Below are 26,874 nucleotides of genomic sequence, written 5' to 3' on the forward strand. Positions count from 1 at the left end.
GGTAAGTATCATTATAAAAAAAGATGACCCTTTTGAGAGTCATCTTTTTTATGAGGTGAATATCGATTAATTAGCATCATATGCCCACTTAAGATAGATAGCTCCCCAAGTGAAACCACCACCAAAAGCAGCCAATACTAAATTGTCTCCTTTCTTAAATTTTTTCTCGAAATCCCAAAGGCATAAAGGAATAGTAGCACCCGTTGTGTTTCCATATTTCTCAATATTGATACAAACTTTGTCACTTTCCACACCCATTCTTTTGGCTGTAGCATCGATGATACGTAAGTTGGCTTGATGCGGTACCAAGTAGGCCACATCTTCGGCGGTTAAGCTATTACGCTCCATAATACTTGCAGCTGCAGAAGACATGTTAGTCACAGCATGCTTAAAAACGGACTTGCCATCTTGATGGAAATAATGTCCTTCTTCAGTCACCACTTCTTTAGTGAATGGGTATGCTGACCCTCTTTTCACATGTAGTAGCTCTTTTCCGGACCCATCAGAATGCATTACTGTGTCAATAACTCCAAATTCCTCGCTAGGTTCAATCAATACTGCAGCGGCACCATCACCAAAAAGAATACAAGAATTTCTATCCTTATAATCAATCACTGACGACATTTTATCAGCACCAACAACTACGATTTTTTTATAGTTGCCTGATTTGATAAAGTTAGATGCCATTTCTAGAGCATAAATAAAACCCGAACAAGCTGCTGAAATATCAAAGCTCATCGCTTTGCTTCCGATTGCATCACATACCAAATTCGCTGTAGAGATAAATCCCATATCAGGTGTCGAAGTGGCACAAATGACTAAATCGATTTCAGAACCACTAATTCCAGCTTTCTCTAAAAGAGAGTTAACGGCGTGAGTTGCTAATGTTGAAGTTCCTTTAGTCTGGTCTTTTAAGATACGTCTTTCTTTGATACCGGTGCGGGTCGTAATCCATTCGTCACTTGTTTCCACTAATTTTTCCAAATCGTGGTTTGTCAGTTTGTCTTCAGGTACCCATCCGGCAACAGCTGTTATTGCAGCGTATATAGGACTCATATCTTGGTAACTTTTATGATAATTGTGTGTAAATACTTGGTGTAATTGAGTAATACGTAAAGCAATACCCTATTAATTCGGTACAAAACAAATAAAATTATCTGATTAACAAAAATCTAGATTTATTTAGGGAGATAAATTTAGAAATTATAATTAATAGGGGGCTTTTTTGCCATTAATAAAAAAGGTACAAAGTAGAATATTCTAAATTGTACCTTTTGAAGAATTATTAAAAACAATGTAAACTACGCCTTTGGAAGGTCAAAGTTGATAGGATCTTCCACTTTTGTTTTTAATAATGCGATGTCTAATACTTCTTTTGCATCTTTAACAAAATGAAGCTTAAGACCTTCTGTATATTTTGAAGGGATGTCTTTAACATCTCTTTCGTTTCTTTCAGAGAAAATAATCTCCTTAATACCAGCTCGTTTTGCTGCTAATAATTTTTCTTTGATACCACCTACAGGAAGAACTTTACCTCTTAATGTGATCTCTCCAGTCATTGCAATCTTCGCTTTCACTTTTCTTTGTGTGAAGATTGAAACCATTGAAGTTAGCATTGTAATACCTGCAGAGGGGCCATCTTTTGGTACAGCACCTGCAGGAACGTGGATGTGTAAATCGTAATTTTCGAAGATTCTGTAGTCGATACCAAACTTATCAGCATGTGCTTTTAGCCATGAGAAAGCAGTAGTAGCCGACTCCTTCATAACATCGCCAAGTTGACCAGAAAGTGTTAATCTTCCTTTTCCACGGTTAAGTGAACTTTCAATAAATAGAATTTCACCACCTACTTGTGTCCATGCTAAACCGGTAACAACACCAGCGTATTCATTATCAGAATAAGTTTCTCTTTCAAATACAGGAGCACCTAAATACTCAATAATTTGATCAGGACCAATGCTCTTTTGGTACTCTTCTTCTAAAGCTACAGACTTTGCAACTTTACGAACGACAGAACCGATAGTTCTTTCAAGTCCACGAACACCAGATTCTCTAGTGTAATTCTCAATTAAGAACTTAAGCCCTTTAGCAGAAAACGTGAAATCTTTCGCTTTTAAACCATGCTCCGTTCTTTGCTTAGGAATTAAATGCTTTTTAGCAATTTCTTCTTTTTCTTCAAAAGTATAACCAGTAATCTCAATGATTTCCATACGGTCTCTTAAAGCAGGTTGTATGGTATCTAATGAGTTTGCCGTTGCGATAAACAACACTTTAGAAAGGTCATATTCCACTTCTAAATAGTTATCTACAAACGTACTGTTTTGCTCTGGGTCTAGTACTTCCAAGAATGCAGAAGAAGGATCTCCTCTAAAGTCGCTGCCAATCTTATCAATCTCATCCAAAATAAATACAGGGTTCGATACTCCTGCTTTTTTAATACTTTGGAGAATTTTACCAGGCATAGCTCCTACATAAGTTTTTCTGTGACCTCTGATCTCAGTTTCATCATGTAAACCACCTAATGAAATACGGTTGTATTCTCTACCTAAAGATTTGGCAATTGACTTACCTAATGAAGTTTTACCAACACCCGGAGGGCCATATAAACATAAGATAGGACCTTTAATATCTTTCTTAAGTTTTAATACAGCTAAATATTCTAAAATACGCTCTTTTACTTTCTCTAGGCCTTGGTGGTCTTTATCAAGAATTTTTTGAGCATTCTTTAAATCAAAGTGATCTTCAGTAACTGCATCCCATGGTAAATCCAATAAGAATTCACAGTAATTCATCAATACTGCGAAATCAGCAGCGGCAGGGTTTGAACGCTGAAGTTTTGCTAATTCTTTGAAGAAATGTTCTTTGATATTTTCAGGCCATTGCTTTTTCTCAGCTTTTGCCTTCATTTCAGCGATTTCTTCATCAGGACCATCTACTCCAAGTTCAGTTTGAAGTACCTTCATTTGCTGACGCAAATAGTAGTCTCTTTGCTGTTGATCAATGTCAAAATTGGTTTTACCCGCGATTTCGTTTTTGATCTCTAAAAGACTAATTTCTTTTTGCATCAACTTAAGTAGTTTTTCCACTTTAAGTTTACCATTTGATACTTTAAGTATCTTCATCTTTTCATTTACATCTGAATTGATGTTGGTAGCAATAAAGTTGGCTAGAAACTCAAGTCCTTGAATATTTTCTAAAGCATGTGATGCTTCTTGAGGGATATCTCTATTTAAACTTAAGATTTGATAAGCAACATCTTTTAATGAAGACTCTAAAGCAATCTCTTCGTTCTTTTTGATCTTAGAGAAATCTTCTTCAATAACTTCAACAGTTGCTTTCATATAAGGCTCTTCAGCAGTTACCTCTTTTAAAGAGATTTTCTTTCTACTCTGAGCAATAATGGTTGAATTACCATCTGGCAATTCTAATATTTTTACAATCTGTACAAGAGTACCAAATTTGTGCATGTCTTTAGCAGAAGGATCTTCTACTGAAGCATCTTTCTGAGCAATACAAGCAATGAATTTCTTATTTTCGTAAGCTTCAGTGACTAATTTGGAAGACTTTTCTCTACCGATTGTAATTGGTATTAAGACATTAGGAAACAATACCATATTGCGTAAAGGCAATACGGGTACATCAATTTCGCTAATGTCATCTAAATTATATTTATCCTCTTCTCCAGAAATAACAGAGATGATGGCGTCATTATTTATATTAGATAATAGCCCTTGGGCTAATGTGTCTTTTGTTCTCATATTGAGTTTGTCTGATCTATTTTGAAATAACAAAAAGCTATTTCAGTCCATTTTTAGTTACAATAATGTACCCAAATTCAGAAAACTGACATATTTTCATGAATTACTGACAAACATGACAGAATTGTGGTTTAATCTTTGTAAATACATCTTGGATGAATTTTCGGTACGTTTTTATATTTTTTTTCAAGTATTAACGTTGTTTTTTATAGAAGAGATCATCTTTTTTCAATCTTATTCATTCTTTTCATGAATTTGATCGAAAATTTTATACTTGTTTCTTTTGAGACTGTAAAATAAACTATGAATATCATCTTCAAAAAAGAAGGCCTATATATACTATTACTCTTAACTATCATTCTTTCTGCTCCTGTTTTCGGACAAAAAAAGAAATCAAGAAAGGAAAAGAAGAAAACAGAACAAGAACAATCACAGCCTGAAAGCGGTTTAAGTCTAACAGATTTTAAACCGACTAAGATTAATAGTGTCGTAAAATTACCTGGACTTAAGTTCCCCAATATTAATAGGGTGAAATACTTCAGGGATGGTGGAATGTTGGCTCAAATCTCAAGACTTGAAAGAAATAAGCAGTGGGATGAATACAGAACAGTGCTGTATAAATATGTGACTTCTTTTGGTATTGAAAACTTCCTTCAAAAAGAGGATATGGATCTGATGTGGAGACTTGCCAATGTGTCAGAATACCTCGGAGATAGAGCTTTAGCGAAAGAAACTTACCGATTAGTACTTAGACATTATAGAGGAGATGTAACAAAAGCAATTCAGCATTATGAGGAATTAGCCCTTTTTGATAAACCCCTTTATGCCAATATAGAAGACTATTATAGATTAGTAGAAAAAAGAGCACTAATCGATACACTCACTCCTCCTGAAGATGTTCTTATCGATATGGGCCCGGAAGTGAATTCACAATTTTCGGATTATGGAATGACACTTGGTGGTGAAAATGAAAGCGAACTTCTTTTCACTAGTAACCGAAGTGGAAGAGATACGTCTGCTTTTAATCAGCAGTTTAATCCAAAACATGCTAACGAAGATATTTATATCTCACATAAGACTGATTTTGATATGTGGGGTATAGCTGAACCTTTCGAAGAAATCAATACAAATTATAATGAAGGTTCTCCTTATCTATCTAAAGATGGGAATACACTTTATTTTATTCGTTGTATGACTCCTGATGGATATGGCGATTGTGATATCTATTATTCTAAAAAACAGGAAGATGGAACTTGGGGAGAAGCTGTAAATATTGGCAACAAAATTAATTCATACGCTTGGGATTCTCACCCATCACTATCAATAACTGAAGATACATTATACTTTGCTTCTGACCGTAAAGGCGGATTTGGTAATAGTGATATTTACTTTAGTGTGAAAGATAGTAATGGACAGTGGGGGAAAGCTAGAAATATTGGTCCTTTTATAAATTCTAGGGGTAGTGAGATTAGTCCTCACCCACATGCAAAATACCCAGTGCTTTATTTCTCCTCATCTATAGGAGTAGTAAGTTTTGGTGGTTTTGATATTTATAAATCATTTATCATTGATGGTGAGTTCTCAGAACCAAAAAATGTAGGTCCCTTGGTAAACGGACCTGGTGATGAATATTATTTTGCCATCGACGCTGCCGCCAAGCAATTGTATTATGCGAAATCTCCGGTAAAAGGAAGCCCAAACTTAGACCTTCAGTCATTCCCATTACCAATGGAAGCGAAACCTAACAATACAGTAAGGTTTTCCGGTAGGGTGGTAGAACCAACAACAGGTGAAGTTTTTAAAGGGGTAGTTACTATTATCGATTTATCAGATAGAGTCGAAGTAGCACCAAAGAAAATTCGAGATGACGGATCATTCGACTTTGAATTAGTAAATGAGAAAAAATATTTATTAGTAATTGAAGGAGATAATTTCTTCCAAATTGAGGAAATCTTCTTCGTTGAAGGTGATAAACACGTACAAATTCCTGCTATTTCAGTGAATAGCTCATTATCTTTTGCTTCAATTGATTTTGATCCAGGAAGTGCAACACTAAAACCAGAGATGGAGAACAATCTACACTTAGTGATAGAGTTTTTAGTGAAGCATATTAATTACCGATTAGTGGTCACAGGCCACACCGATTCAGATGGTAAATCTGAAGATAATTTAAAGCTATCTAAAGCAAGGGCCGAATCTATCAAAGAGTTTATCATTAACTATGGTGAGTTGGATGATAATAGAGTAATTGCTGATGGTAAGGGAGATAACGATCCTATTGTTGTTCATCCTGAAACTGAAGAAGAAAAACGACTCAATAGAAGAGTAGAATTCAAGATCTTCTTAGACGAATACCGCATTTCAGTACCGGTAAATGACTAATATAAAGTTTGATATGGTTCCTTAATTTTTTGGAAACTTGCTTCTAACAAAGCATATTTGAGGAAGGATGAAAATCTGAACATATAGACATATAATAATCATATACTAATCGACTGTTAAAATTTATGGAAAATGTAATGGCTATTTCTTCGCAAGAAGCAATGGAACTAGAGAAAAAGTATGGGGCAAACAACTATGCTCCAATTCCAGTAGTTCTATCGAAAGGCGAAGGGGTTTTTGTATGGGATATTGAAGGAAAAAGGTATTACGATTTTCTTTCTGCTTACTCTGCAGTAAACCAAGGACACGTACACCCACGTATTTTAAAAGTCATGATCGAACAAGCATCGAAATTGACTCTAACTTCAAGAGCTTTTTATTCTGACCAATTAGGTCTTGCTGAGAAAATGCTTTGCGAAACTTTCGGTTTTGAAAGAGCTATCTTGATGAATACAGGTGCAGAAGGTAATGAAACAGCTATTAAATTAGCTCGTAAGTGGGGATATGAGAAAAAAGGTATCCCAGCAAATGAGGCGATTATTGTAGGTGTAGAGAAAAACTTCCATGGAAGAACAACTACAATCATTTCAGCATCTACTGACCCTGTTGCTACAACTAACTTTGGTCCGTTTATGCCAGGATTCGAAATCGTACCTTACAATGACTTAAAAGCATTGGAAGAAGTATTGAAAAATCCTAACGTAGCAGGTTTATGGTTAGAGCCAATTCAGGGAGAAGCGGGTGTTTATGTTCCTGAAGATGGATATTTAAAAGCAGCTCAGGAGTTGTGTAAAAAATACAATGTTTTATTCATGGTGGATGAAGTTCAAACAGGTGTGGGTAGAACAGGTAAACTGTTAGCTTCAGACTATGATGAAATTACTCCAGATATGGTGATCCTTGGAAAAGCAATTTCTGGTGGTTTCTATCCAGTTTCTGCTGTACTTACATCATCAGAAGTGATGGATGTATTCAATCCAGGTGAACACGGTTCTACTTACGGTGGTAATCCTCTAGGTTGTGCAGTTATGATGGAAGCATTAACTGTATTGAAAGAGGAGAAAATGATGGAGAACGCGTTTAGATTAGGTGAGATCTTTAGACAAAAAATGTCTGACTTATGTGAGAAGACAGATCTTTTAACAGGAGTTAGAGGTAAAGGTCTTTTAAACGCTCTTCTAGTAAACGATACTGAGGAGTCTTCTACGGCTACTCAAATCTGTTATAAATTGAAAGACCATGGTTTATTAGCCAAACCAACTCATGGTAATATTATTCGTTTTGCCCCTCCTTTAGTTATTACCGAAGAGCAATTAAACGAATGTGTAGATATCATTACTGAAGTGGTTTTAAACTTTAGTAAATAGTAGAATTAAGTTCATTATTACTTAGTTCTGAATAGAAAAAGGAGTAGTCCATTTGTTTGGGCTACTCCTTTTTATTTGTCTGATTTTTTCTTTTAGATATTTAGTTGATTTCAATACTAAGGTTGTTGTTTCGTTGCAGCAATAACAATTTCTCTAACATTAACTCCTTGTGGCTGATTGAAAGCATACCAAATCGCATTTGCAATATCTTCGGGTTTTAAAACACCACCCATCTCTTCTTTCCAAGACTCATAACCATCTTTAATATCTTGGTTGGTTGTGTGTGATAACAATTCAGTTTCTACAGCACCAGGGGCAATAGTAACCATTCTTACGTTGTCTAATGCCGCTTCTTCTCTTGCATTTTCTGTGATTGCATGAACGCCGAATTTAGTACCACAATAAGCAGCATGATTACCAAAAGTTTTTCTACCAGCAATAGAACTTACGTTAATAATAGTTCCACTTTTTCTAGCTCTCATTTGAGGTAACACAATTTGCATCCCGTTCAATACACCCATAATGTTTACATCAAACATTGTTTTCCACTCTTGAGGGTTTTGAACAGCAATATCACCTAACAGCATAACCCCTGCATTATTTATAATGGCCTCCGCTTCTCCAAATTTACCTTCTGCTTCTCTTACTGCAGTAAGAAAGGCTTTATGATCTGTTACGTCTACTTTTTTACATAGCGTATTTGGAAGATCTAGTGCCTCAATTTTTTCAACTCTTCGTCCGATAAGTAATAAAGGAAATCCGTTTTCAGAAAATAACTTTGCAGTTGCAGCTCCAATGCCTGAACTAGCACCAGTAATAATAACAAGTCCTTTTTTTGATGATTCCATAATGAGATCTATTAGATTTATTTATGATTATAATTTATGCTTTTTATGTGGTTACAAAGGTATTTTCCTTGATTCTTACATCAAAATACTATTTTTGTATAGTTATTATAAGAAATAATTATGGATGAAAGATTGCTTAGGTTTTTTGTAGCAGTTTATGAAGAGAAAAACCTTTCTAGAGCAGCAGAAAAGTGTTTTGTTTCTCAGCCCAATATCTCTAATGGAATTAAAACTTTAGAAGAATTATTAAATAAGGAATTATTTATCAGACACAAGAAAGGTGTAACTGTAAAGGAAGAAGGTCATTTGTTGTATCCAATTGCTAAACGTATTCTAGGGGAGTTAAATGCTTTACCGGAGATGTTCCAGAAAAGTGAATTTACCCAAAAAGTAGTGATTGGGGTAGCTGATAGTTTACCCCAGGAATTAAAGAAGCAATTTTTCAGAAAAATAACCGAAGAAGTATCTAATATTGAATGGGATATTCGTCCTATGGATAGATCATGTGAAATAAACTTATTAGTGAGGGAATGGAAGTTTGAAGAACATCTCTTTTTGCCTCTTTGGAAAGAAGATTATGTACTTTGTATTCCTGATAATCATCCACTTTGTGAGAAGGAATTGATCGAAATAACAGATTTAGAAGGAGTGCCTTTTATCCATTGTCCTCCCTGTGAAGCACATCAACAAAGTCTCTCAATACTTAATGATCTAGGAGGGAAGTGGAAAACAGTAGCGAATTGTGCTACAAAAAATGATGTACTTACTTTATTGATAGCTGGTTTGGGAATTACCTTTTTACCGGAGTCTTTTGTAAAAGAATGGGATGGATTTCAAATCAAATCGTATAATGGTCCTATGTCTTACAGAGAGGTTGGCTTATCTTATCCAAAAGATAGTCTTAGTAACCCTGCAATAGCCTCAATAATAAGTATTTTCTCTAATCAGGATGGACTCTAATTACTAGAATGTTTTCTTTTTTGAAACAGCGAAACTAATGAAACAAAAGCCCATACCCCTTCTAATACAATAAATGGGATGTAATTCATGAGTACGGAAGCAGTACATGCTAAAGATGCACCAAAGAAATTAAGGAGCTTAAAAGTAAGACTATCCTTGTCTAAAGTTCCTGTAATATTAAGAACATAGGCCAGTAAGATTTGAAAAACACCTATTGATCCTATCCAGTCTGTTAAATTCATATTAAATAGTTTTTGGTCGCTTAAAGTTGATGAGTAAGTTAATCAAAATGTATAAAAAAACGTTCTCTAATTACTTCTTATAAATTAGAGAACGTTTCGATTAAAGGTATACCTGATATTACAATACTTCGTTACCTTCTTCGTCTACAGGATAAGGGATGTAAACAAAGTTGACAAACTCATCATCGATAACGAATAAGCAACAAAACTCTTCAGGATTTTTATATGACTTTTTGAACTCTTCGTATTTTTCTACTAGGATCAATTCTTTTTGTAAAAATTCTTCAGCATAAGAAACACCATAGTTCCATTCTAAGAACTCTTTTTGTTGAGGACCAACAATATGTTGCCCAACTTGTAATGCTTCTTTAGAAACAGGGAATATCGGGTATTTAGAGAAGTTTCGTTTTCTCACTTGATAAGAAGCTTCTTTTAATACTGAATACACTTTAATAAAATCTTTAGTGATAGTACCTAAGTATTTTCCTTGACTATTTAATTCCGGAGTATTTTGCATAATAATCTTAATATTTAATACAAAGGTCTAAATCTCATAACAGATTACAAAGTCTTATTAATGAATCTTACCAAATTGAAAATATAAAAGGCCGTCTTTTTCGGACGGCCTAATATAATCGTTTGTTGAAAGCTAGTTAGTCTAGTTTAATTATAGTGTTTTTTTCGGAAGAATAGTAGTAGGTGAAACTGTAATCACTCTACTCTTATTACCATATTTATCGAAAGCTGCGAACTGCATAGGTTTGTCTAACTTGACTGCATGTGTATATTCTGGTGAATTCTCATCTAAAGATTCTTCAGAAGAAGCATAGCGAATGGTTAATCCAGGGTAAGCAATATTAGCTTCCACTTCGCCCTTGTTTACTTGAAGACCTACAGGAGGAATTCTATAATTTCTGCCCCAAGATGCTAATCTGTTCATGTCTCGTTGACCAACAGTATTGGCAAAAACATTCCACTTTGCATCTAGGTTTTTCTCAATTGCTTTTCCAGTTTCATTTCCTTTTACAACTGAAGGAACCCAAGCTCTATGTGCCAATGCAATTAGTTTAGGATAGATCATGTATTCTAATCTATCGCTAGATTTTAGAGTTTCAGACCACATTGCACCTTGAATACCTTTAATATGTGAAAGCCCTTTCTTTGTAAGCTTCTCTTTATCTTTTAATTCTTCAACAGTTACTTTTCCACCTGTTCTTAATTTATGATCAATTGAGAAGAAGTGAGTAGGCAAATAATTGAAGACATTTCTTGTGTCGTTATAATCACCCCAGTAAAATCCTGGCTCGTCCACTTCCTTAGTGTATGCCATGTCTAAGTATAAGCTTGATACTGATGTTAGAATCACATCGTAACCTTCATTGGCTCTTTTGTAACCGAAATCTTCCGTTCCTGTTCCCCAAGAGTTGTCCCAAGCATTAAGTGTAAGGTTGTTTGGAGACATCCCTTCAGCATGGTGAAGAATATCATCCCAAAGTTGAAGTTTTACATTATTCTTCTTCGCTAAGTTGGCAACTCTAACAGCATAATATCCTTTTAGAGCTTCAATATCTTTTAGCTTGTTTTCTTTCATGAATTCAGCACAAAGTGGTGATTTCTCCCAAACACCATGTGCTACTTCATCACCACCAAAGTGAATAGTTTGTAAAGGAACACCAGCCTTTTTATATAACTTTTGGAATTCTAGTACTAAAGCATCCATAAAGTTGTAAGAAGATTCCTGACAAGGACAAATAGTGTTATCATCAAATCCTTGAACTGAAGAATATTCTGATTTGTCATTAGGGTCATTCAATAAGAATTCATTTGCCTCAGCATCTGATTTGCCTTCTTTCTTAAGCTTTTCAGCTCTGTAAGCCATTGCGTTGATAGCAATTCTAGCATGACCTGGCATATCTACTTCAGGAATAACTTCAATATTTCTAGCCTGAGCGTATTGAAGTATTTCGATATAATCTTGAGTAGTATAATAACCGTTTGAAACACCTTCTGTTCCTTTTGGACCAGATCCATAAGATGGAATAGTAGCATATGGTGAGTCTGGATGCTTTCTTGATGAACCAATCTCTATTAACTCAGGAAATCTTTCTAATTCAATTCTCCAACCTTCATCGTCTGTAATATGGAAGTGTAATGTATTCATCTTATAGAATCCCATTATATCCAATAAATGAAGGATAGTTTCTTTTGTTTGGAAATTTCTTGCAACATCAATCATGAAACCTCTATATCCAAAACGTGGAGCATCTTGAATTCTAGTCTCAGTAACGATTGATGATTCTCCTTTTACAGGGAAAAGTGCTCTTAACGATTGGATACCGTAAACAATACCTTTTGAAGAGCCAAGAATTTGAACACCATTCTTAGAAATATTTAAAGTATATGCCTCATCACTGTTAGAGAAGCTTGCTTTTTTATTACTAAGAACTATTGAAGTAGCTGTACCAGTTGCTTTTTCAACAACTTTTAAATCTTTGTTGAAAGCTTCTTTATAGTATGCTTTTAATAATTGTGCTTGCTTTTGTGTAGATGCATCAGCAACAATTTCAGTGAATTGTGCTAAATCTACTTTGCCTTTCCCATCACTAACTTTTAATGGAGTAGGGATGATTTTACTCTTTGTATTTAGAGTAATCTTAGATAATTGTTTGTTTTTATCATATCTGATAAACTCATTTTCAATTTCATAAGTATCATCATCAGACATTTTTGCCATTTCAGGAGTCATTAAACCACAAGAAACAGATGGCTCATAAAATTCTTTTTTTCCTTCTTTATCAAAAATAAAGTAGAAACCATTCGCTTGGTCTGAGTATTTGATTACTGGACTATTGGTATATAGATCTAATACAAGGCTATCTCCTTTAGTAAGGCCTTGGAATTTATCTGAAGGTGTGATCTCAAAGAAATCACCGTTAATTCTTTTAATGATTACCTCGTCGCCAATTGCATTGATGTTAACTTGCGTACATGGCTTGTTATTGAAATAAAGTGCCCAGCCTTTTTTGTTAAGGTCTATCCCCCCTATGTTTTTGATTGTCAATGTTGCCAAAGACTCATGTTGCTCATTTGCTTCGTTAGCTTTTTGTTGCCAGTGAATGGCAATGTCCTTTTTGGTACTGTCTTTTGAACCCATGCAAGATGCAAGTCCAATAAGAAGTAGAGGTAGATATGTAAATAATTTGTTCATAATATATATGTAGATCGAATCTTAGTCGAGTTTAATTATATCGATATACATGCAATCTACTTTTTGATAAGTGTATAATGAAAACTTTTAGCTGAGAGACATATTTTTCCGGCTAAACGACATCAATATTCTGTTTAGTGTCGAAAATGCACTATATACTTAAAAGGTCTATTGGTTTTGAAAAGTTCAACCCGTTTTAGTTTATTAAGATGGTCTTAGTTTTCTCAGTAAAATTTAATTCATGTATCAAAATTAAAGGTTTATGGAATGCGTTTTATTGAGGTTTATCATCTAAAAGGTAGTTTAACAAATATATAGTATACCTTACTGGGAAGATGATAAATATAAATAACAGGGTGAAAATGGCGTAAAAGGTTGAGTTCTTTACGGAATGATTATCCTGTAAATCATCATGTAGATCTATCAAACCTGAATGCCGCATAAAGCTATATTGTTGTATTATTTCTTCATCATTAATCAATTCTTCATTTGTAGAAAATTTTGCATTGGTTACAATTTTTGGTTTTTCGGTGGAGAAATAGCCTTTTTCAAAAGGTATCAAACCTATGAGCAAGAACATTATAGTAAGTGTGATATACTGTAGCTCTCGAAATATAAAGTTATTCATTGTATAAGCTTTTGTTAGTTATTACATCACGTTATTGTATTGTTATTATTTAAAACGGAGTCACAACAATTAGGTTGGAAGGATCGACAATGAATTAATATATTTTGGTCTTTTATAAAGCAATTTTAAAAAGACACATTGTTAAAGATTAATTTTAACAAAAAAAGCCCTTCCAATCTGGAAGGGCTTCATTTATTGATGCTAAACTATTACTTAGTTCAGTTTCATGTCTTCAATAATCTTCGCTACTCTTTCTTCTAAGGCAGCATCTGCAGAATCAAACTCATCCGCTGATGCAATAGAAGTGTTTACACTAAAGTAGAACTTGATTTTAGGTTCTGTACCAGAAGGTCTAGCAGAAATCTTTGTTCCGTCCTCTAAGATAAACTGTAATACATTCGATTTCGGAAGGTTGATAACTGACTTCTCACCAGACGTAAGGTCTGTAGTTTCAGAAGATTGGTAATCTCTCATCTCAAGAACTGTAGATCCGTTAATTGTTGCAGGAGGGTTAGCTCTAAGATCTTTCATCATTTGAGCAATCTCTTCCGCACCAGACATACCTTTCTTAGTGATTGAGATTAATTTCTCTTTGAAGTACCCATGCTCTACATAGATGTCGATAAGTTGATCAAACATAGACTTACCTTCATTTTTGTAGTAAGCAGCCATCTCACAAATCATTGAAGAAGCAGCGATGGCGTCTTTGTCTCTAACAGAATCACCAATTAGGTACCCGTAAGATTCTTCACCACCTACGATAAAGTTTTCTTTACCTTCTTTCTCCTTGATTACTTCTGCGATGTATTTGAATCCAGTCAATACATTGTAGCAAGGCATTCCGTTTGCTTTTGCAAAACGATCGATAAGATCTGTAGTTACAATTGTTTTACAAACGAAATCATTTGGCTGTGCTTTACCTGCTTTCTTACGAGCAGAGATAACATAGTTAAATAATAAAGCAGCTGTTTGGTTACCATTTAGTAATGTCCACTCTCCTTTATGGTTTTTGATAGCAATACCTACACGGTCAGCATCAGGGTCAGTACCTAAAAGAATATCAGCATCAATTTCTTTAGCTTTTGTTAAAGCCATGCTCAATGCTTCAGATTCTTCAGGGTTTGGATAAACAACAGTAGGGAAGTTACCATCTACTACTGCTTGCTCCTCAATAATATGTACATTTTCAAACCCTAATCTCTCTAAGATTCTCGGTACCATTGTGATACCTGTACCATGGATAGAAGTGAAAACGATTTTAAGATCTTTTTGAGCTTTAATTGCTTCTGGTGAAACAGCTAAACCTTCAAGCATTTTTAAGTAAGGTTCATCAACTTCTGCGTTGATTTTTATAACCTTACCTTCTCCACCTTCCCATTTAACATCATCAACGCTAGCGATCTTACGGACCTCAGCAACGATATTTCCATCGTGTGGAGGAACTACCTGACCACCATCAGCCCAATAAGCTTTAAAGCCATTATACTCTTTCGGGTTATGTGAAGCAGTTAGTACAATACCAGTGTGGCAACCTAATTCTCTGATTGCAAAGGATAATTCAGGTGTAGCTCTTAATTCGTCAAATAAATAAACTGTGAATCCATTTGCTGCTAGTACGTTTGCTGCTACTTCTGCGAAAAACGAACTGTTATTTCTACAATCGTAGGCAATAGCGGCTTTTGGAGATTCGTTCACTTGGGACTTTACATAGTTTGCAAGACCTTGAGTTGCCATACCAACTGTGTATTTGTTCATACGGTTAGTACCAACACCCATGATGCCTCTTAAACCACCAGTACCGAATTCAAGTGATTTGTAAAAACTTTCGTTTAGTTCTTGTGGGTCTTCAGCCTGTAATCTCTTAATTTCTGCTTTTGTTTCCTCGTCATATGAGCCTTCCAGCCACTCAGAAACTTTTTGGTTAATTACTTGATCCATTTTGCTGTTTTAAATAGTATTTGTTGTCAATTAATCGTCTGCAAATTAACGTATAAAATTGAGTAGATAACGCTGATATAAATCAATTTTTATTAAAACGGTCTTATTTTTTCTTTATTAAAATAAAAAACATTTAATAATTGGATGAATTGTATATAATAGAAGTATACCACCCGAATCAATCGGTTGCATTATTCATCACAAAAGCTATCTATGATATCTTATTATGACATATTAGAAATACCTGAAAACGCTACCAAAAAAGAAATTAAAGCTGCTTATAAACGGATGGCTAAAAAGTATCATCCAGATAAAAATCAAGAAAATGATAAAGCCTCGGAAGTTTTCAAATTGGTTGTAAATGCCTATGAAAATTTGATGAATGACTATCAAAGAGAATTATATGATAATTGGTTGAAGTATCAGCAAGAAATACAAACAAGTTCAACAGAAGAAGAATTTGAAGAGGAAGATACTGAGCCAATTATAAGTACTGTACAACAGCAAAAAGAAGAGGATAAAGAGATTTTAAAATGGGCTTCAGTTGGAGCTGCTGTCTTTTTTGTGATTGTATTGTCATCAATATTCGCCAATCAGTATATAAAACATAAAAACATCCAAGAACAATTAGAAAGTGAACAAAAAGCAATTTCTACAGTATTAAACTATTCTGAAAAAGGGCAGTATGGTAAAGCATTGATAGCTGCTAGAAACATTGAAAATACTTTACAAATCTTATCTGATAGGGGAGATATCCTCTACGATAGTTTAATGCAAGAGGTTGATGATGCATCACTCTACTTTTTTCAAAACAAAGAATACTATCAAGTCATCCGGCTATTGGAAGAGGTAGAAAAGGAAATAGGAAAAGGGATGCCTCAAGAACTTTATTGGCGTTTAGCGGTCTCTCAATTTAATACTCAGAAATACGAAAAATCTATTTATACGTTTAATCAGTTAATAGAAAAAAATAAGTTTGATTTTAAGGCACATATGGGTTTGGCAGAAGTGTATTCCACAGGTTTAAATGAACCAGAAAATGCCATTAATGTATTATCCGGTGCGGCTTTACTGACGAATGATTATTACAAGGATACTTACGGTGGAGCTTATGCTGTTGTTTTGGAAGCGAAAGATGTTCCTGAAGATCACTTTAGTATATATATCTTAAGAGCAAGACTATTAAGAACATTAGGTAGACATGAAGAGGTAGTGAGAGATTGTAGGTGGGCAAGTAGACTGAGACCTGAGGATTATAGGGCCTACTATATGTTGGGAGAAAGCTTGTTGGCCTTGGGTAGAAATGGAGAAGCATGTAGTGCATTTGAAGATGCTTCCAATTTAGGGCATATGGCTTCCAGCATCCGAAAAGACGAAATTTGTATGAAATAAAAAAACCTTTGCATGTTGAAACATACAAAGGTTTATCATGAGTTTTACTCACTTATGTATTCCTTATTTCTAGTTAGGGAATAACTTGGTGCGGATGTCCTCAATTCTCATTAGTAATTCAGAATCCGGCTTAGGATATTCATTTTCTAGCTGAACAGGCTCTGCACTTCTGCTCGGTCCATAGATACGCTTACTGTTTAAGTTAACGCCTGGGTTAGGAGCATGGTTATGCTGACCGAAACACGAGGTTAAAGTCGCTAAAAGAGCAAGAACGCTACTATAAATAAAAAACTTTTTCATAAAACTTGATAGTGTTTGTTTGACTTAATGCGCATAGTCAAAGGCAAAATTAAGTATTCAAAGTAGAATCACAAGGTTTAACCCGATAAAAATCATACTCTTTAATTGAGATAGCTTATTTAATAGTCAAAGTACTTTGTTAAATAAAAAAATGTTGTGAATAGCATGAAATTTCACAGTCTGATATTCACTAATTCTTTATTCTGATGGATGAAATTTTTAACTGAAAAAAGATAAATGCACGTTATTTGCTTAAATTTATATGATTTATTGAAGATGTTGAAAGGTAGAAATTTAGATTTCTGATAAATATGATCTAAATTCTGTGTTTCAAATATATTTGACACTATCTTTAAAGATAATGTAGAGATCCTTTGACAAAAGTTTTGACATGAACAAAAAGCCAAATCTAGCTGCAATAGAAATATACTCTGAAAAAGTTGCTGATGCTATATGCGACGATTTCTTTTCTGAAAATGATTATATAACTGGAATTCAAATCACAAAGCTTACAGAGATTGAAAGTGTAAATCTGTTTGTTTTAAAGAGAATATTTGAAAACTGGCAAAAAGAAGCGATCAGAATTCAAAGTCCTTATTTTGATTATTCTTCCGAGGCAGTTCGTTCATCGTTATCACATTTAATGAATGCACTGTCAAAGAACATTCATATCTCAAAAATTCATTTTCTTCCATTACTTCAGAAAGCAGTTAGAGATGTTTTAATTCTTACTTTCTCTCCTGATATATTTTTTGAAGAGTTTTTTGGTGTTCAAGGGATGAAAATTCCTTTGAAAAATTACTTGATTCCAATGTTTGGGTATATCAAGATTCATCCAAAACTTACAAAGGAAATACAAGATGCAATAGAAGAAGAGGCAGGGATCAATATCAAAAGAACTGAAGCAATTAATATTGCTAATAATATTATTCGTAAACATCCAGAACTACAAGATAGCCCTAAAGAAATTGTGGCATCATTTAATGAAATTGTTCCTGTAGGTCTGTTTGAGTTACACCCTTCATACTTAGATGAAGCTCCTTCTGAGGATTTAATCCCAGAAACTAAATCTGAGATTGAAGAGACTCCTAAAGTGGATATAGAAACTTTCTCTTCAACAGTGGTGAATATTGATGACACCATTAACGAAACTATTGAAGAGAAAGAAGAAGTAGAGGAGGAGTCTCCTGTTCAGGAGGAAACTCTTGAAAACAAAACAGAGGTAGATACAAATGAGGTGACTTTCGAAACACCAACTTTTGAAGAGCCTACGTTTGAATCTGAAGTGGTGACGGAAGAGGAAGCGGTGGTTGAATCAGAGCCAGAATCTGAATCGATGGATGACTTAATAGCAGGTTCTTTAGAAAGCTTCTCTGAAGATGAAGTGAAAGAGGATAATCTTGATGATTTTATCGGCGGTATAGAAGAAATTAGTTTTGACTCAGAACCTGAGATTGAAGAAAAAGTAGAAGAGCCTGCACCTGTAGTTGATGAAACTCCAGAAACAGAAGTAAAAGAAGAAGTGACAGCAGTTGTTTCTGAGTCTGAAGTAGTGCAAGAAGATGTTACTTCAAAAATATTAGAAGCACATGTTGCAGATGAAGAGCCTCAGAACTTATTACAAAAGCTTCAAGGGGATGCAGCTGCATCTGAAAATAATATCAAGGACTCCATTAATATCAACCAAAAGTTCTTGTTCCAAAAAGAATTATTTGGTGGAAACCCAGATGTTATGAACTTGGCAGTTGAAAGATTAGATGCTTGTGAAGATTATACATCTGCGATTAGTTTGATAAAATCTGACTATGCAGTTAAATACGAGTGGGACTTTACTTCTGAAGCTGTTGTTAGTTTTATCTCTTTAGTGGATAACAAGTTCTAGAAATAAAGTATATGTCTAAAAAAATCCCTAGTCATTTAATGGCTAGGGATTTTTTTGATACCTCATTTTTCGTTTCAACATGTTTTGTTTGATCTTACTGAAATCAGCTTCAGGAATAGCTTTTATCAGCTTCCTAGTAATATCAGCTTGAGGATCTTTATAAATATCAGAAGATAATCCCCATTCTTTAATTTCTCCTTTTTCCATAACGATAATTCGGTCTGCGATAAATTTCACTACAGCCAAGTCGTGGGAGATAAATATATAGGTAAGATTAAACTTCTCTTTTAGATCTTGTAATAAATTGAGTACAATGGCTTGTACAGAAACATCCAAAGCAGAAACAGATTCATCACAGATAATGAATTTCGGATTTGTTGCTAAGGCTCTTGCGATACAAATACGTTGTCTTTGCCCACCAGAGAATTCATGAGGGTATCGATTCATATAACTCGCAGAAAGACCAACAGTTTCTAGTAATCGAATAGCTTCTTTCTTTCTAGTTGTATCATCAGAATAGATATTATGTACCTTCATTGGTTCCATCAGAGCTTGCCCGATGGTAAGCCTTGGATTTAGAGAAGTATAAGGATTCTGGAAAATAATCTGAATATCGCTTCTTAAGTTGTTTAGCTCTTTTTTCGAGATATCCAATAAGTTTCTTCCTTCAAAAATCACTTCTCCAGAAGTGGGAGAGATCAATTGAAGGATACTCCTTCCAAGTGTTGTTTTTCCACAACCAGAAGGACCTACTAAACCTAAAGTTTCTCCTTCGTGAACAACAAAAGACACATCATCTACAGCAGTGTAAGTTTTTGTGACTTTACCCCAAGCATTTCTTTGAGTAACAAACTCTGTTGTTAGGTTTTTTACTTTTAAGATTGGAGTCTTATCCATAACGGATTTCTGTCTATCCACAACTACTTTCTCATCTTGGGCATTCATCATTAACGCTTGTCCTACAGATAAGAATCGAGCTTTAGAGTGACTGCGGTTATGCTTGTCTTCTAAGAAATCGTTTAAAGTTGGAAGTCTTTTTAACTCAATATCCATCCTTGGTCTACAAGCTAGTAAACCTTTTGTATAAGAATGTTGAGGATTAGTAAAAACTTCTAGTACTGTACCATGTTCTACTACTTTTCCTTTTCGCATAACAACAATACGATCAGCCATTTGAGCGACGATAGAAAGGTCATGTGAAATGAAAATAGTAGATGTATTACGAGTCTCTTTAAATTTCTCAAAGAGATCTAATATTCCTTTTTGAGAGGTGACATCAAGTGCAGTTGTAGGTTCATCTGCAATCAGAAGGCTTGGGTTACAAGCAAGAGCAATAGCAATCAATACCCTCTGTTTCTGTCCTCCTGATAATTGGTGAGGATAGGAATGGAAAACTTTATCAGGGTTTTTTAATTGACATGTAGCGAACGTTTCTAATGCGATTTTTTTAGCTTCTTTTCTATTCACATTTTCATGGATTAGTAAAGTTTCAACTAATTGATAACCACATGTTAAAGCGGGGTTAAGAGAACTCATTGGGTCTTGAAAAATCATTCCAATTTCATGTCCTCTAATGTCTCTAATATTCTTTTTAGATATTTCCAGTAGATTAATACTCCCATAGTTAGGAGAGTGAAAAATAATTTCACCTTTATCAATCTTACTGTTTTTACCTAATAGCTGAAGCATAGACATCGCAGTTACGGATTTCCCGGAACCTGATTCACCTACAATACCTAACGTTTCTCCTTTTCGCAATACAAAACTAATGTCTTTTACAGCTGGTGCGGAGCCTCTTTCCTCGTGATTAAAGGATATGGATAGGTTTTTTACCTCAAGTAGTATATCAGAGTTGTTTTCGCTCATGCTTTAATTAAAAAATCTATTGGCGATAAAGTTATAAATAAAAATAAATACAATGCCCACTTTTTGATTTTATTCTCTTTTATAACCCTAAAACTCTATGCCAATTACTGTAATATCATCCCTTTGGGGGATAGTTTTTTGATGGACATCTAATGCAGCTTCAATTAAATCGCCTAAGTCTTCAATAGGTTGGTCAATATGTTGACGGACAAACTTCTCGAAATAGCGACGACCAAACTTATCGTTTTTCTCGTTGTTCTGATCAAGGATACCATCAGTAAGCATTAACATGGCGTCTCCTTCTTCTAAAACAATTTTGTTACATTCAAATTCTCGGCCGACTCTTTGTTTACCTCCAATGGATTTTTTACTACCTCTATGTCTTTCTAGAACTCCATATTTTCTTCTGATGATATAGATGTCACTTTTCGCACCTGCAAATAAAATTTCAGGATTACCCTCTTTATTGGTATATAATTTACATAAGGCGATATCCATCCCGTCATTAATAGAGTTTTCTTGTTGGCGTAAGTAGGCAATAATTCTTTGATTTAACATCTCTAAAATAATGGCAGGGTCTTGTGATAGACGTTTGTCGAGAACTTCTTGAAGAATCGTTTTGCCTATCATAGACATTAATGCTCCTGGTACACCATGTCCTGTACAGTCTACGCAAGCAAAAAACTGATGTGTTTCTTGATGTATATCTTTCACTTCGCCGAACCAATAAAAGTCACCACTAACAATATCTTTTGGCCTGTATAAGGTGAAGAATTTTTTGAATTTACTCTCTAATAAATCCATTGGCGGAAGAATGGCATATTGAATGGTCTGAGCGGCTCTTAAACTATTAGTGATTTTCACATTCTGATCATTCACTTGAGTCATGGCATTATCCAGCTCTTCTTTAACCAATTCTACTTTTTGTTTTTGTAAGTAAGTTCTTCGAATAATCATCATTAACCCCACAATCAATAAGAACAAACCGAAGATCGATACTCCATACATCAACGCTTCTTTTTGATACTTTTCGTGAGCCAACTGGTTATTTTCTTTGAACTGAGACATCCGTTGTTCTTTCTGCTCTAATTTATTTCTTAACACATTGATCATGGATAGCATTGAACTATCCTGAGCAGTGAACACAGAATCCTTTACTTGCGTTAATTTGTCCTCCAAACGGGTTAATTCTGATCTTAGAGAATCAATTTCATATTGAGCAATTAGTTCTTTGTTTTCTGTTTTTTCGTAAACACTCAAGAAGTCATTTCTGATCGACAACTCTTCTCTTCTTTGTTCGATAGATTTAATGCTACTAGGATCAGCGGCTGCAGAAACTTCAATATTTTCTACTGGCTCTTCCTCGACTTTAACCGTCATGGTAAGTGTTCTTTGTAGAGGATCAAAGCTTCTTCTTAATACTTCATAGGAATGAATAAGTACAAGACTTTTTGAAGCTTCAAATTCATTGAATGTCATTCCCACTTTCATAGAAGTGTAGCCTCTATCATTTGTAGAAGTGAATTTACCATCTACTAAAATTAAAGCATTAGGAATAAGGTTGCCATTTTGATCTTGTACTCTAAAGCCAACATTGGAAATAGTCTGTTGGTTAGAAACTTTCATTTCAATGTATTGAGAAAGCTCTCTTCTTTCTTGAGCAAAACTTTTTAAAGTTCTACCAGGTACAGTCACTTCAAAGTTTCTTTTCAATCGAACTCCAATTGGAAAAGTAATAGTGAATGAACCATCAGACTTTGTATTGGTACTAAAAAGTTTGTTGTGTACTAAAATATGGATTGACTTATTGGGAATTGGTTGTCCGTCTTCGTTGTAAACAATCCCTTCCAAAACATCCTGAAGCTTTTCTCTAATAGTGATATGAAGAATACCGTCTTCTAAGTACCAAGACTCTAACTCCATGTCTTCTTTGGCAATAGAAACATGTCTAGGGTATTTGAAAATACCTAGTTCGCGTTTAATGTTATAAGAAAACTTACCATTTTTATCAGAGATATAAGTTTTATTATTGACTGTCACATTTACGCCTTCAACTGGGAAACCGTTTCTTGTCACATTTCCGATAATCTTATTTTCGTTAATGGGTTTGTTGACTGTCATATCTACGCCTTGTTTTAAACCTAACTGAGGGTTGAAATCAAAACTGTTATGAACAGTAACGGAAATTGTTGTTGGAGCCTGTGCATCTACAATACCATCTTCAATATCTTTTTCTTTTAGAACGTAGAAATGGTTCTCCTCATTTTTATTGTTTCGTACACCTATTTTAATCGCATAGGTACCTTCATGAAAAATATTGGAATTCTTCTCTACGGTAATAATGAAGTTATTGTCAAGATCTGCTAATAATGAATATTTTCCTTTTTCGTCGGTAATGGTCTCATAAATGTTAGACTCCGATTGTAACCTAACATTAGCATTAATAAAAGGGGTACCATCATTTTGTAAAACAAGGCCATTGATTCTTACTTTATTAAAGAAAAATACTTGGTATATGTCTAATTGACCAACACTATTTGTTCTTGCAGAAGAAAAGTAACCCAATTTCCCATACATACTGAAATATATATCGTCAGAAGTAGAATTAATGGGATGCCCTAAATTTTGTGGAGTAGTCCATTCTCTTTTGATAGAATCATACACAGATCTGAAAATGTCATAACCACCCATAGAATTGTGACCTTGTGATGAAAAGAATAATTCTCCGTCATCACTTAGGAATGGAGAATCCTCATCGTATGGAGTGTTGAGTTCCTTTAATGGTATTGGTTCTTTCCATTGTTTCTTTTTCGGGTTCCATGTAGTTTGGTAAAGATCTAAGTCTTCATGATGCCCATGACCTCTAGATGCATAGATCAAAGTTTGATGATCTTTACTGATGTAAGCATGGGTTTCTTGAGCAACCGTATTTACTCCTTTAAGCGGTACTTCAGGTCCCCACTCACCATTACTTAATGTTCTGGTATATAAATTTCCATCACGGTATAATATAGCCTTGGTATCTTCATCGTACAATTGTACTGTAGCATCATGCCCATCAGAAGATAACTCTTGAACGCTAATAGGTGTCGCCCAATCATCATTCTCGTCCATATAGGCTTTGTAGATCTTCTCCAAATAATCAACATCTGTTTTCTTATCAGGTAGTTCAGCTACGCGAGTAAATAAAAATGATTGATGATCTTTAGTTAGTGTTATACTATGTTCATTGGCAGGAGTGTTTACAATACCTCCCAAATGTCTTACAATAACATTGGTACCACTTTTTAAGATCTTCTTAGCGTGTTTAATTCGATTCTTTAGGTAATTGATGTCCTCAATTCCATTTGGATATAAAGATGCTTGATATAGAGCATCTTCTGCTAAGGTTAATTTTGTGAGATACAAATACCCTTCAGCTAAATAATAATAATAATCCGAGGTTTGAGCAGACGCAGATTTCTTAATACTCTTTAGTAAGTCCACACCTTTTCCAGACTGATTTGTTTTGATATAACAAACCGCCAAGCTGTAAATATAAGACTCGTTGGTTGGATCCATTTTTACTAATGGTTCCATGTAACTTAATGCTTCTGAATAATGATGCTCTTCGTAGGCCTTTTTTGCTAACCTTTCAAAGTTTTTATTTTCTTGAGCAATCACAACAAAAGTAAAGAGTAACAGCAGGGTAGTATATATTAGTTTTTGTAAGAACATTAAATAGTTTTGGTAGCAAGCTATAATTGAAATATGAGTTAACGGACGTAGCACTAAAAATTTGAAAATTGTTTAGCTTACCATCTACAATTATAAACAATTTACATATAAGTAAAAATATATGATATTGAAATAGTTCAATAATGTAAGAAATATAAGGGTTATTGTAGTAATCTTTCCAAATAATTAGATTTTTAGCCCAAAATTAGCTCATTTGCATAATTACCCATAAACTTCACATTTTTCGAAATTCTCATAAACTGATTAGTAATCAAGACATAATCTGACAAGATTTTAATGAGGTGAGATTCCTTGATATTATTACTCAATTCTTCTTCTCTGTCTTTTTTGATTTGCTCGGTTTCTTCTATCAACATTGTTAAGTGATCTGATAAATTGGGAATGATTTCGATAGGCTTCTGCTGCTCAATTCCTTCAATAATACTATTTAGTTGTTGTTGTATGTCTTTTATAAAGTTCTGTAAATCAGGTATTGGGTGTTTTTTGGAGAGTCGTTCAGCATTTGAGGCAAGGGTGGCAGTGTGAGCAAATAGCATTCTACTTGCTGCAATAAATTCATATAAACTACTACTGGGAACTTGGTTATTCTTTGGGTCATTCAGCATAATTTGGAAGCTGACGGCAAGATTGGCATTGGCAAGTTGTGCTTTCTTTCTAGCCAATTTGTAGTTGTGTTCATCTAATTCTGAGTACCCAGTATAGACTGTTGCGACCTCTGAAAAATAGGAACAAGCAGAACGAGTGGCTTCAATAATTTTGTTATTTATCTTCTTGATTTCAAATTCTGGATAAATGAAAATACTAGTCAGAAACGCAATTATTCCACCTAAAGCGGTATCTATAACCCTGTAAAGTGCAATTTTTTCTGTAAATGGAACAGAAAGTGAGATCATTAATAGGATAAAAGGAGTCAGTAACATCATCCCTAATCTATAGTCTTTACTTAGGGTTGAAAATGTACCCACACCAAAAATCAGTAAGAAAATAATATATATATGTGAAGCATTAAATGCTTTTAAAAGGATGGCAGAAATGATGATTCCAAACGTTGTTCCTATAATTCGTTGTAGCATACGCTGCTTTGTGATGGCAAACGAAGGCTTTAAAATTACAGATATAGAAAGCCATACCCAGTAACCTCTGTCTAAGTCTAAAAAGTTGGCAACAACATACCCAAGGAGCATGGCAATAGAAATACGAATTGCATGTCTAAAGTGACTAGAATTAATCGTCAAATGGTCTTTTAAAGTACCTTGATCTGTAGAAGTAATAAAATTGGGTAATATTAAACCATTTGCAAAACCCTTATTATTGTCGTTCTTAAGGTCTGTATAAGTAGCTGTTTCACTAATGGTGCGATCAATTCTGTTGAAATTCCGAATAATATTTTTGACCTCAGCAAAGACATCAATAGGTATTACTCTGTATTGATCATCTCTAAGTGATTCAAAAATATCTTGTACTTCTTTAAAATCATCTAAATGTCTAGGTATTTCTCCAGTTGGCTTACGTTTGGTGATATGCTTCCCGAGGTATGCCAAATTATTTCCCATATCATTAAAAATGGAAGACATCTTTGGTAGTAGGGGAGTATCCTTAAATTGTTTGGAAAGTTCTTGATAAGAATAATGGGTAGCAGATGCCTTTTCAAAAATATCTGTGGAGGCTCTTAAAAGTAGTATTAAAGATCGTCCTAATGGAGTGGCACCCTGTAAAGCTGATCGTTGTGTGAGTAACAACGTTCTTACTTCTTCTTGTTTATGGTCAATTTGAGTTTGCAATTGAAACAACTTGTTCTGTGCATCATTAGAAATATCACCATTAAACAGAGAGGCTTTTATTTTGAAGTACTGAGACATCAAGACATAGCATTCTCCTAATAGCTTTTCGATGCTTGCATAGGGGCGGATTTGCCAAAGTACCAGTGAATTTAAACTATACCATAATCCTCCTGCTAAAAGATAAAGAGCTAGCGAAGGAAGGTCACTTATTGGCTCTCCAAAACCAACACCTAAACTTATGGCAATAAGTACACTATTACCAATCATTGTCGCTCGGTTACCAAAAATGCTAATAATTGCAGAGGCAAAAGAAATGATTGTTAGGTATAATACCGCGATGATTGGCCATTGTATGCATATTGCCATTCCGATAGCGGCAATAGTATTGAGGAAGGATCCTCCAATAAGTCCTTTTGCTTTCTCAGACCATGTACCAGGGGAATCTGATAAACCAACACATAAAGCACCAATAGCAACAATGGTTCCTGTACCAATTCTTTGAAATAGTAGACCAATGACAAGCGGGAGAACGATACTCCAAGTCATTCTTAGTCCATTAGAAAAATTTATGCTGCGTAAGTAAG

The 26,874-nt window shown here is 34.5% G+C and carries 16 protein-coding genes; 5 read left to right on the plus strand and 11 right to left on the minus strand.

Features of this window, described 5'->3' with window-relative positions:
• Positions 1-66 precede the first annotated feature (66 nt).
• Entirely contained in the window at positions 67-1,056 is a 990-nt protein-coding gene (locus tag QL232_RS08935) for a beta-ketoacyl-ACP synthase III (protein WP_281613853.1), read from the minus strand.
• A gap of 245 nt (positions 1,057-1,301) precedes the next feature.
• Positions 1,302-3,758 carry an endopeptidase La gene (gene lon, locus QL232_RS08940; protein ID WP_281613854.1) on the minus strand — a complete coding sequence of 819 codons (2,457 nt, stop codon included), beginning with the start codon at positions 3,756-3,758 and terminating at the stop codon, positions 1,302-1,304.
• Between the two features lie 303 nt (positions 3,759-4,061).
• On the opposite strand from lon, the gene QL232_RS08945 reads away from it, so the two are divergent.
• Both QL232_RS08945 and rocD read left to right on the plus strand, forming a co-directional pair.
• On the plus strand, positions 4,062-6,140 hold the full coding sequence (locus tag QL232_RS08945) for an OmpA family protein (protein WP_281613855.1): 2,079 nt from the start codon (positions 4,062-4,064) through the stop codon (positions 6,138-6,140).
• Positions 6,141-6,265: 125 nt separating this feature from the next.
• Complete coding sequence (gene rocD, locus QL232_RS08950) at positions 6,266-7,507, plus strand: ornithine--oxo-acid transaminase (protein WP_281613856.1); 1,242 nt, start codon at positions 6,266-6,268, stop codon at positions 7,505-7,507.
• A gap of 116 nt (positions 7,508-7,623) precedes the next feature.
• On the opposite strand, the gene QL232_RS08955 is transcribed toward rocD, so the two are convergent.
• On the minus strand, positions 7,624-8,355 hold the full coding sequence (locus tag QL232_RS08955) for an SDR family oxidoreductase (protein ID WP_281613857.1): 732 nt from the start codon (positions 8,353-8,355) through the stop codon (positions 7,624-7,626).
• Between the two features lie 120 nt (positions 8,356-8,475).
• On the opposite strand from QL232_RS08955, the gene QL232_RS08960 reads away from it, so the two are divergent.
• A complete protein-coding gene (locus QL232_RS08960) occupies positions 8,476-9,315 on the plus strand; it encodes a LysR family transcriptional regulator (protein WP_281613858.1) in 840 nt (279 codons plus the stop codon).
• On the opposite strand, the gene QL232_RS08965 is transcribed toward QL232_RS08960, so the two are convergent.
• The 5 genes from QL232_RS08965 to QL232_RS08985 form a co-directional block, all read right to left on the minus strand.
• A complete protein-coding gene (locus tag QL232_RS08965) occupies positions 9,312-9,557 on the minus strand; it encodes a hypothetical protein (protein ID WP_281613859.1) in 246 nt (81 codons plus the stop codon). The genes QL232_RS08960 and QL232_RS08965 overlap by 4 nt on opposite strands.
• A 118-nt stretch (positions 9,558-9,675) precedes the next feature.
• Positions 9,676-10,074, minus strand: a complete 399-nt coding sequence (locus tag QL232_RS08970) for a hypothetical protein (RefSeq protein WP_168881161.1) — start codon at positions 10,072-10,074, stop codon at positions 9,676-9,678.
• 150 nt (positions 10,075-10,224) lie between these two features.
• On the minus strand, positions 10,225-12,765 hold the full coding sequence (locus QL232_RS08975) for a family 20 glycosylhydrolase (protein ID WP_281613860.1): 2,541 nt from the start codon (positions 12,763-12,765) through the stop codon (positions 10,225-10,227).
• 274 nt (positions 12,766-13,039) lie between these two features.
• Positions 13,040-13,393, minus strand: a complete 354-nt coding sequence (locus QL232_RS08980) for a hypothetical protein (protein ID WP_281613861.1) — start codon at positions 13,391-13,393, stop codon at positions 13,040-13,042.
• 213 nt (positions 13,394-13,606) lie between these two features.
• A complete protein-coding gene (locus QL232_RS08985; protein ID WP_281613862.1) occupies positions 13,607-15,331 on the minus strand; it encodes a phospho-sugar mutase in 1,725 nt (574 codons plus the stop codon).
• 213 nt (positions 15,332-15,544) lie between these two features.
• Between QL232_RS08985 and QL232_RS08990 the strand changes: the two genes are divergently transcribed.
• On the plus strand, positions 15,545-16,723 hold the full coding sequence (locus QL232_RS08990; protein WP_281613863.1) for a DnaJ domain-containing protein: 1,179 nt from the start codon (positions 15,545-15,547) through the stop codon (positions 16,721-16,723).
• A gap of 691 nt (positions 16,724-17,414) precedes the next feature.
• Positions 17,415-18,905: a hypothetical protein gene (locus QL232_RS08995; protein WP_281613864.1), complete on the plus strand. Its 1,491-nt coding sequence runs from the start codon at positions 17,415-17,417 to the stop codon at positions 18,903-18,905.
• 42 nt (positions 18,906-18,947) lie between these two features.
• On the opposite strand, the gene QL232_RS09000 is transcribed toward QL232_RS08995, so the two are convergent.
• From QL232_RS09000 to QL232_RS09010, 3 genes are all read right to left on the minus strand, one after another.
• Complete coding sequence (locus QL232_RS09000; RefSeq protein ID WP_281613865.1) at positions 18,948-20,771, minus strand: ABC transporter ATP-binding protein; 1,824 nt, start codon at positions 20,769-20,771, stop codon at positions 18,948-18,950.
• An 87-nt stretch (positions 20,772-20,858) separates the two neighbouring features.
• Complete coding sequence (locus QL232_RS09005) at positions 20,859-24,488, minus strand: SpoIIE family protein phosphatase (RefSeq protein WP_281613866.1); 3,630 nt, start codon at positions 24,486-24,488, stop codon at positions 20,859-20,861.
• A gap of 194 nt (positions 24,489-24,682) precedes the next feature.
• Entirely contained in the window at positions 24,683-26,836 is a 2,154-nt protein-coding gene (locus QL232_RS09010; RefSeq protein ID WP_281613867.1) for an FUSC family membrane protein, read from the minus strand.
• Between the last annotated feature and the right edge of the window lie 38 nt (positions 26,837-26,874).

The organism is Flammeovirga sp. SubArs3 (assembly GCF_947387565.1).
GTDB lineage: Bacteria > Bacteroidota > Bacteroidia > Cytophagales > Flammeovirgaceae > Flammeovirga > Flammeovirga agarivorans.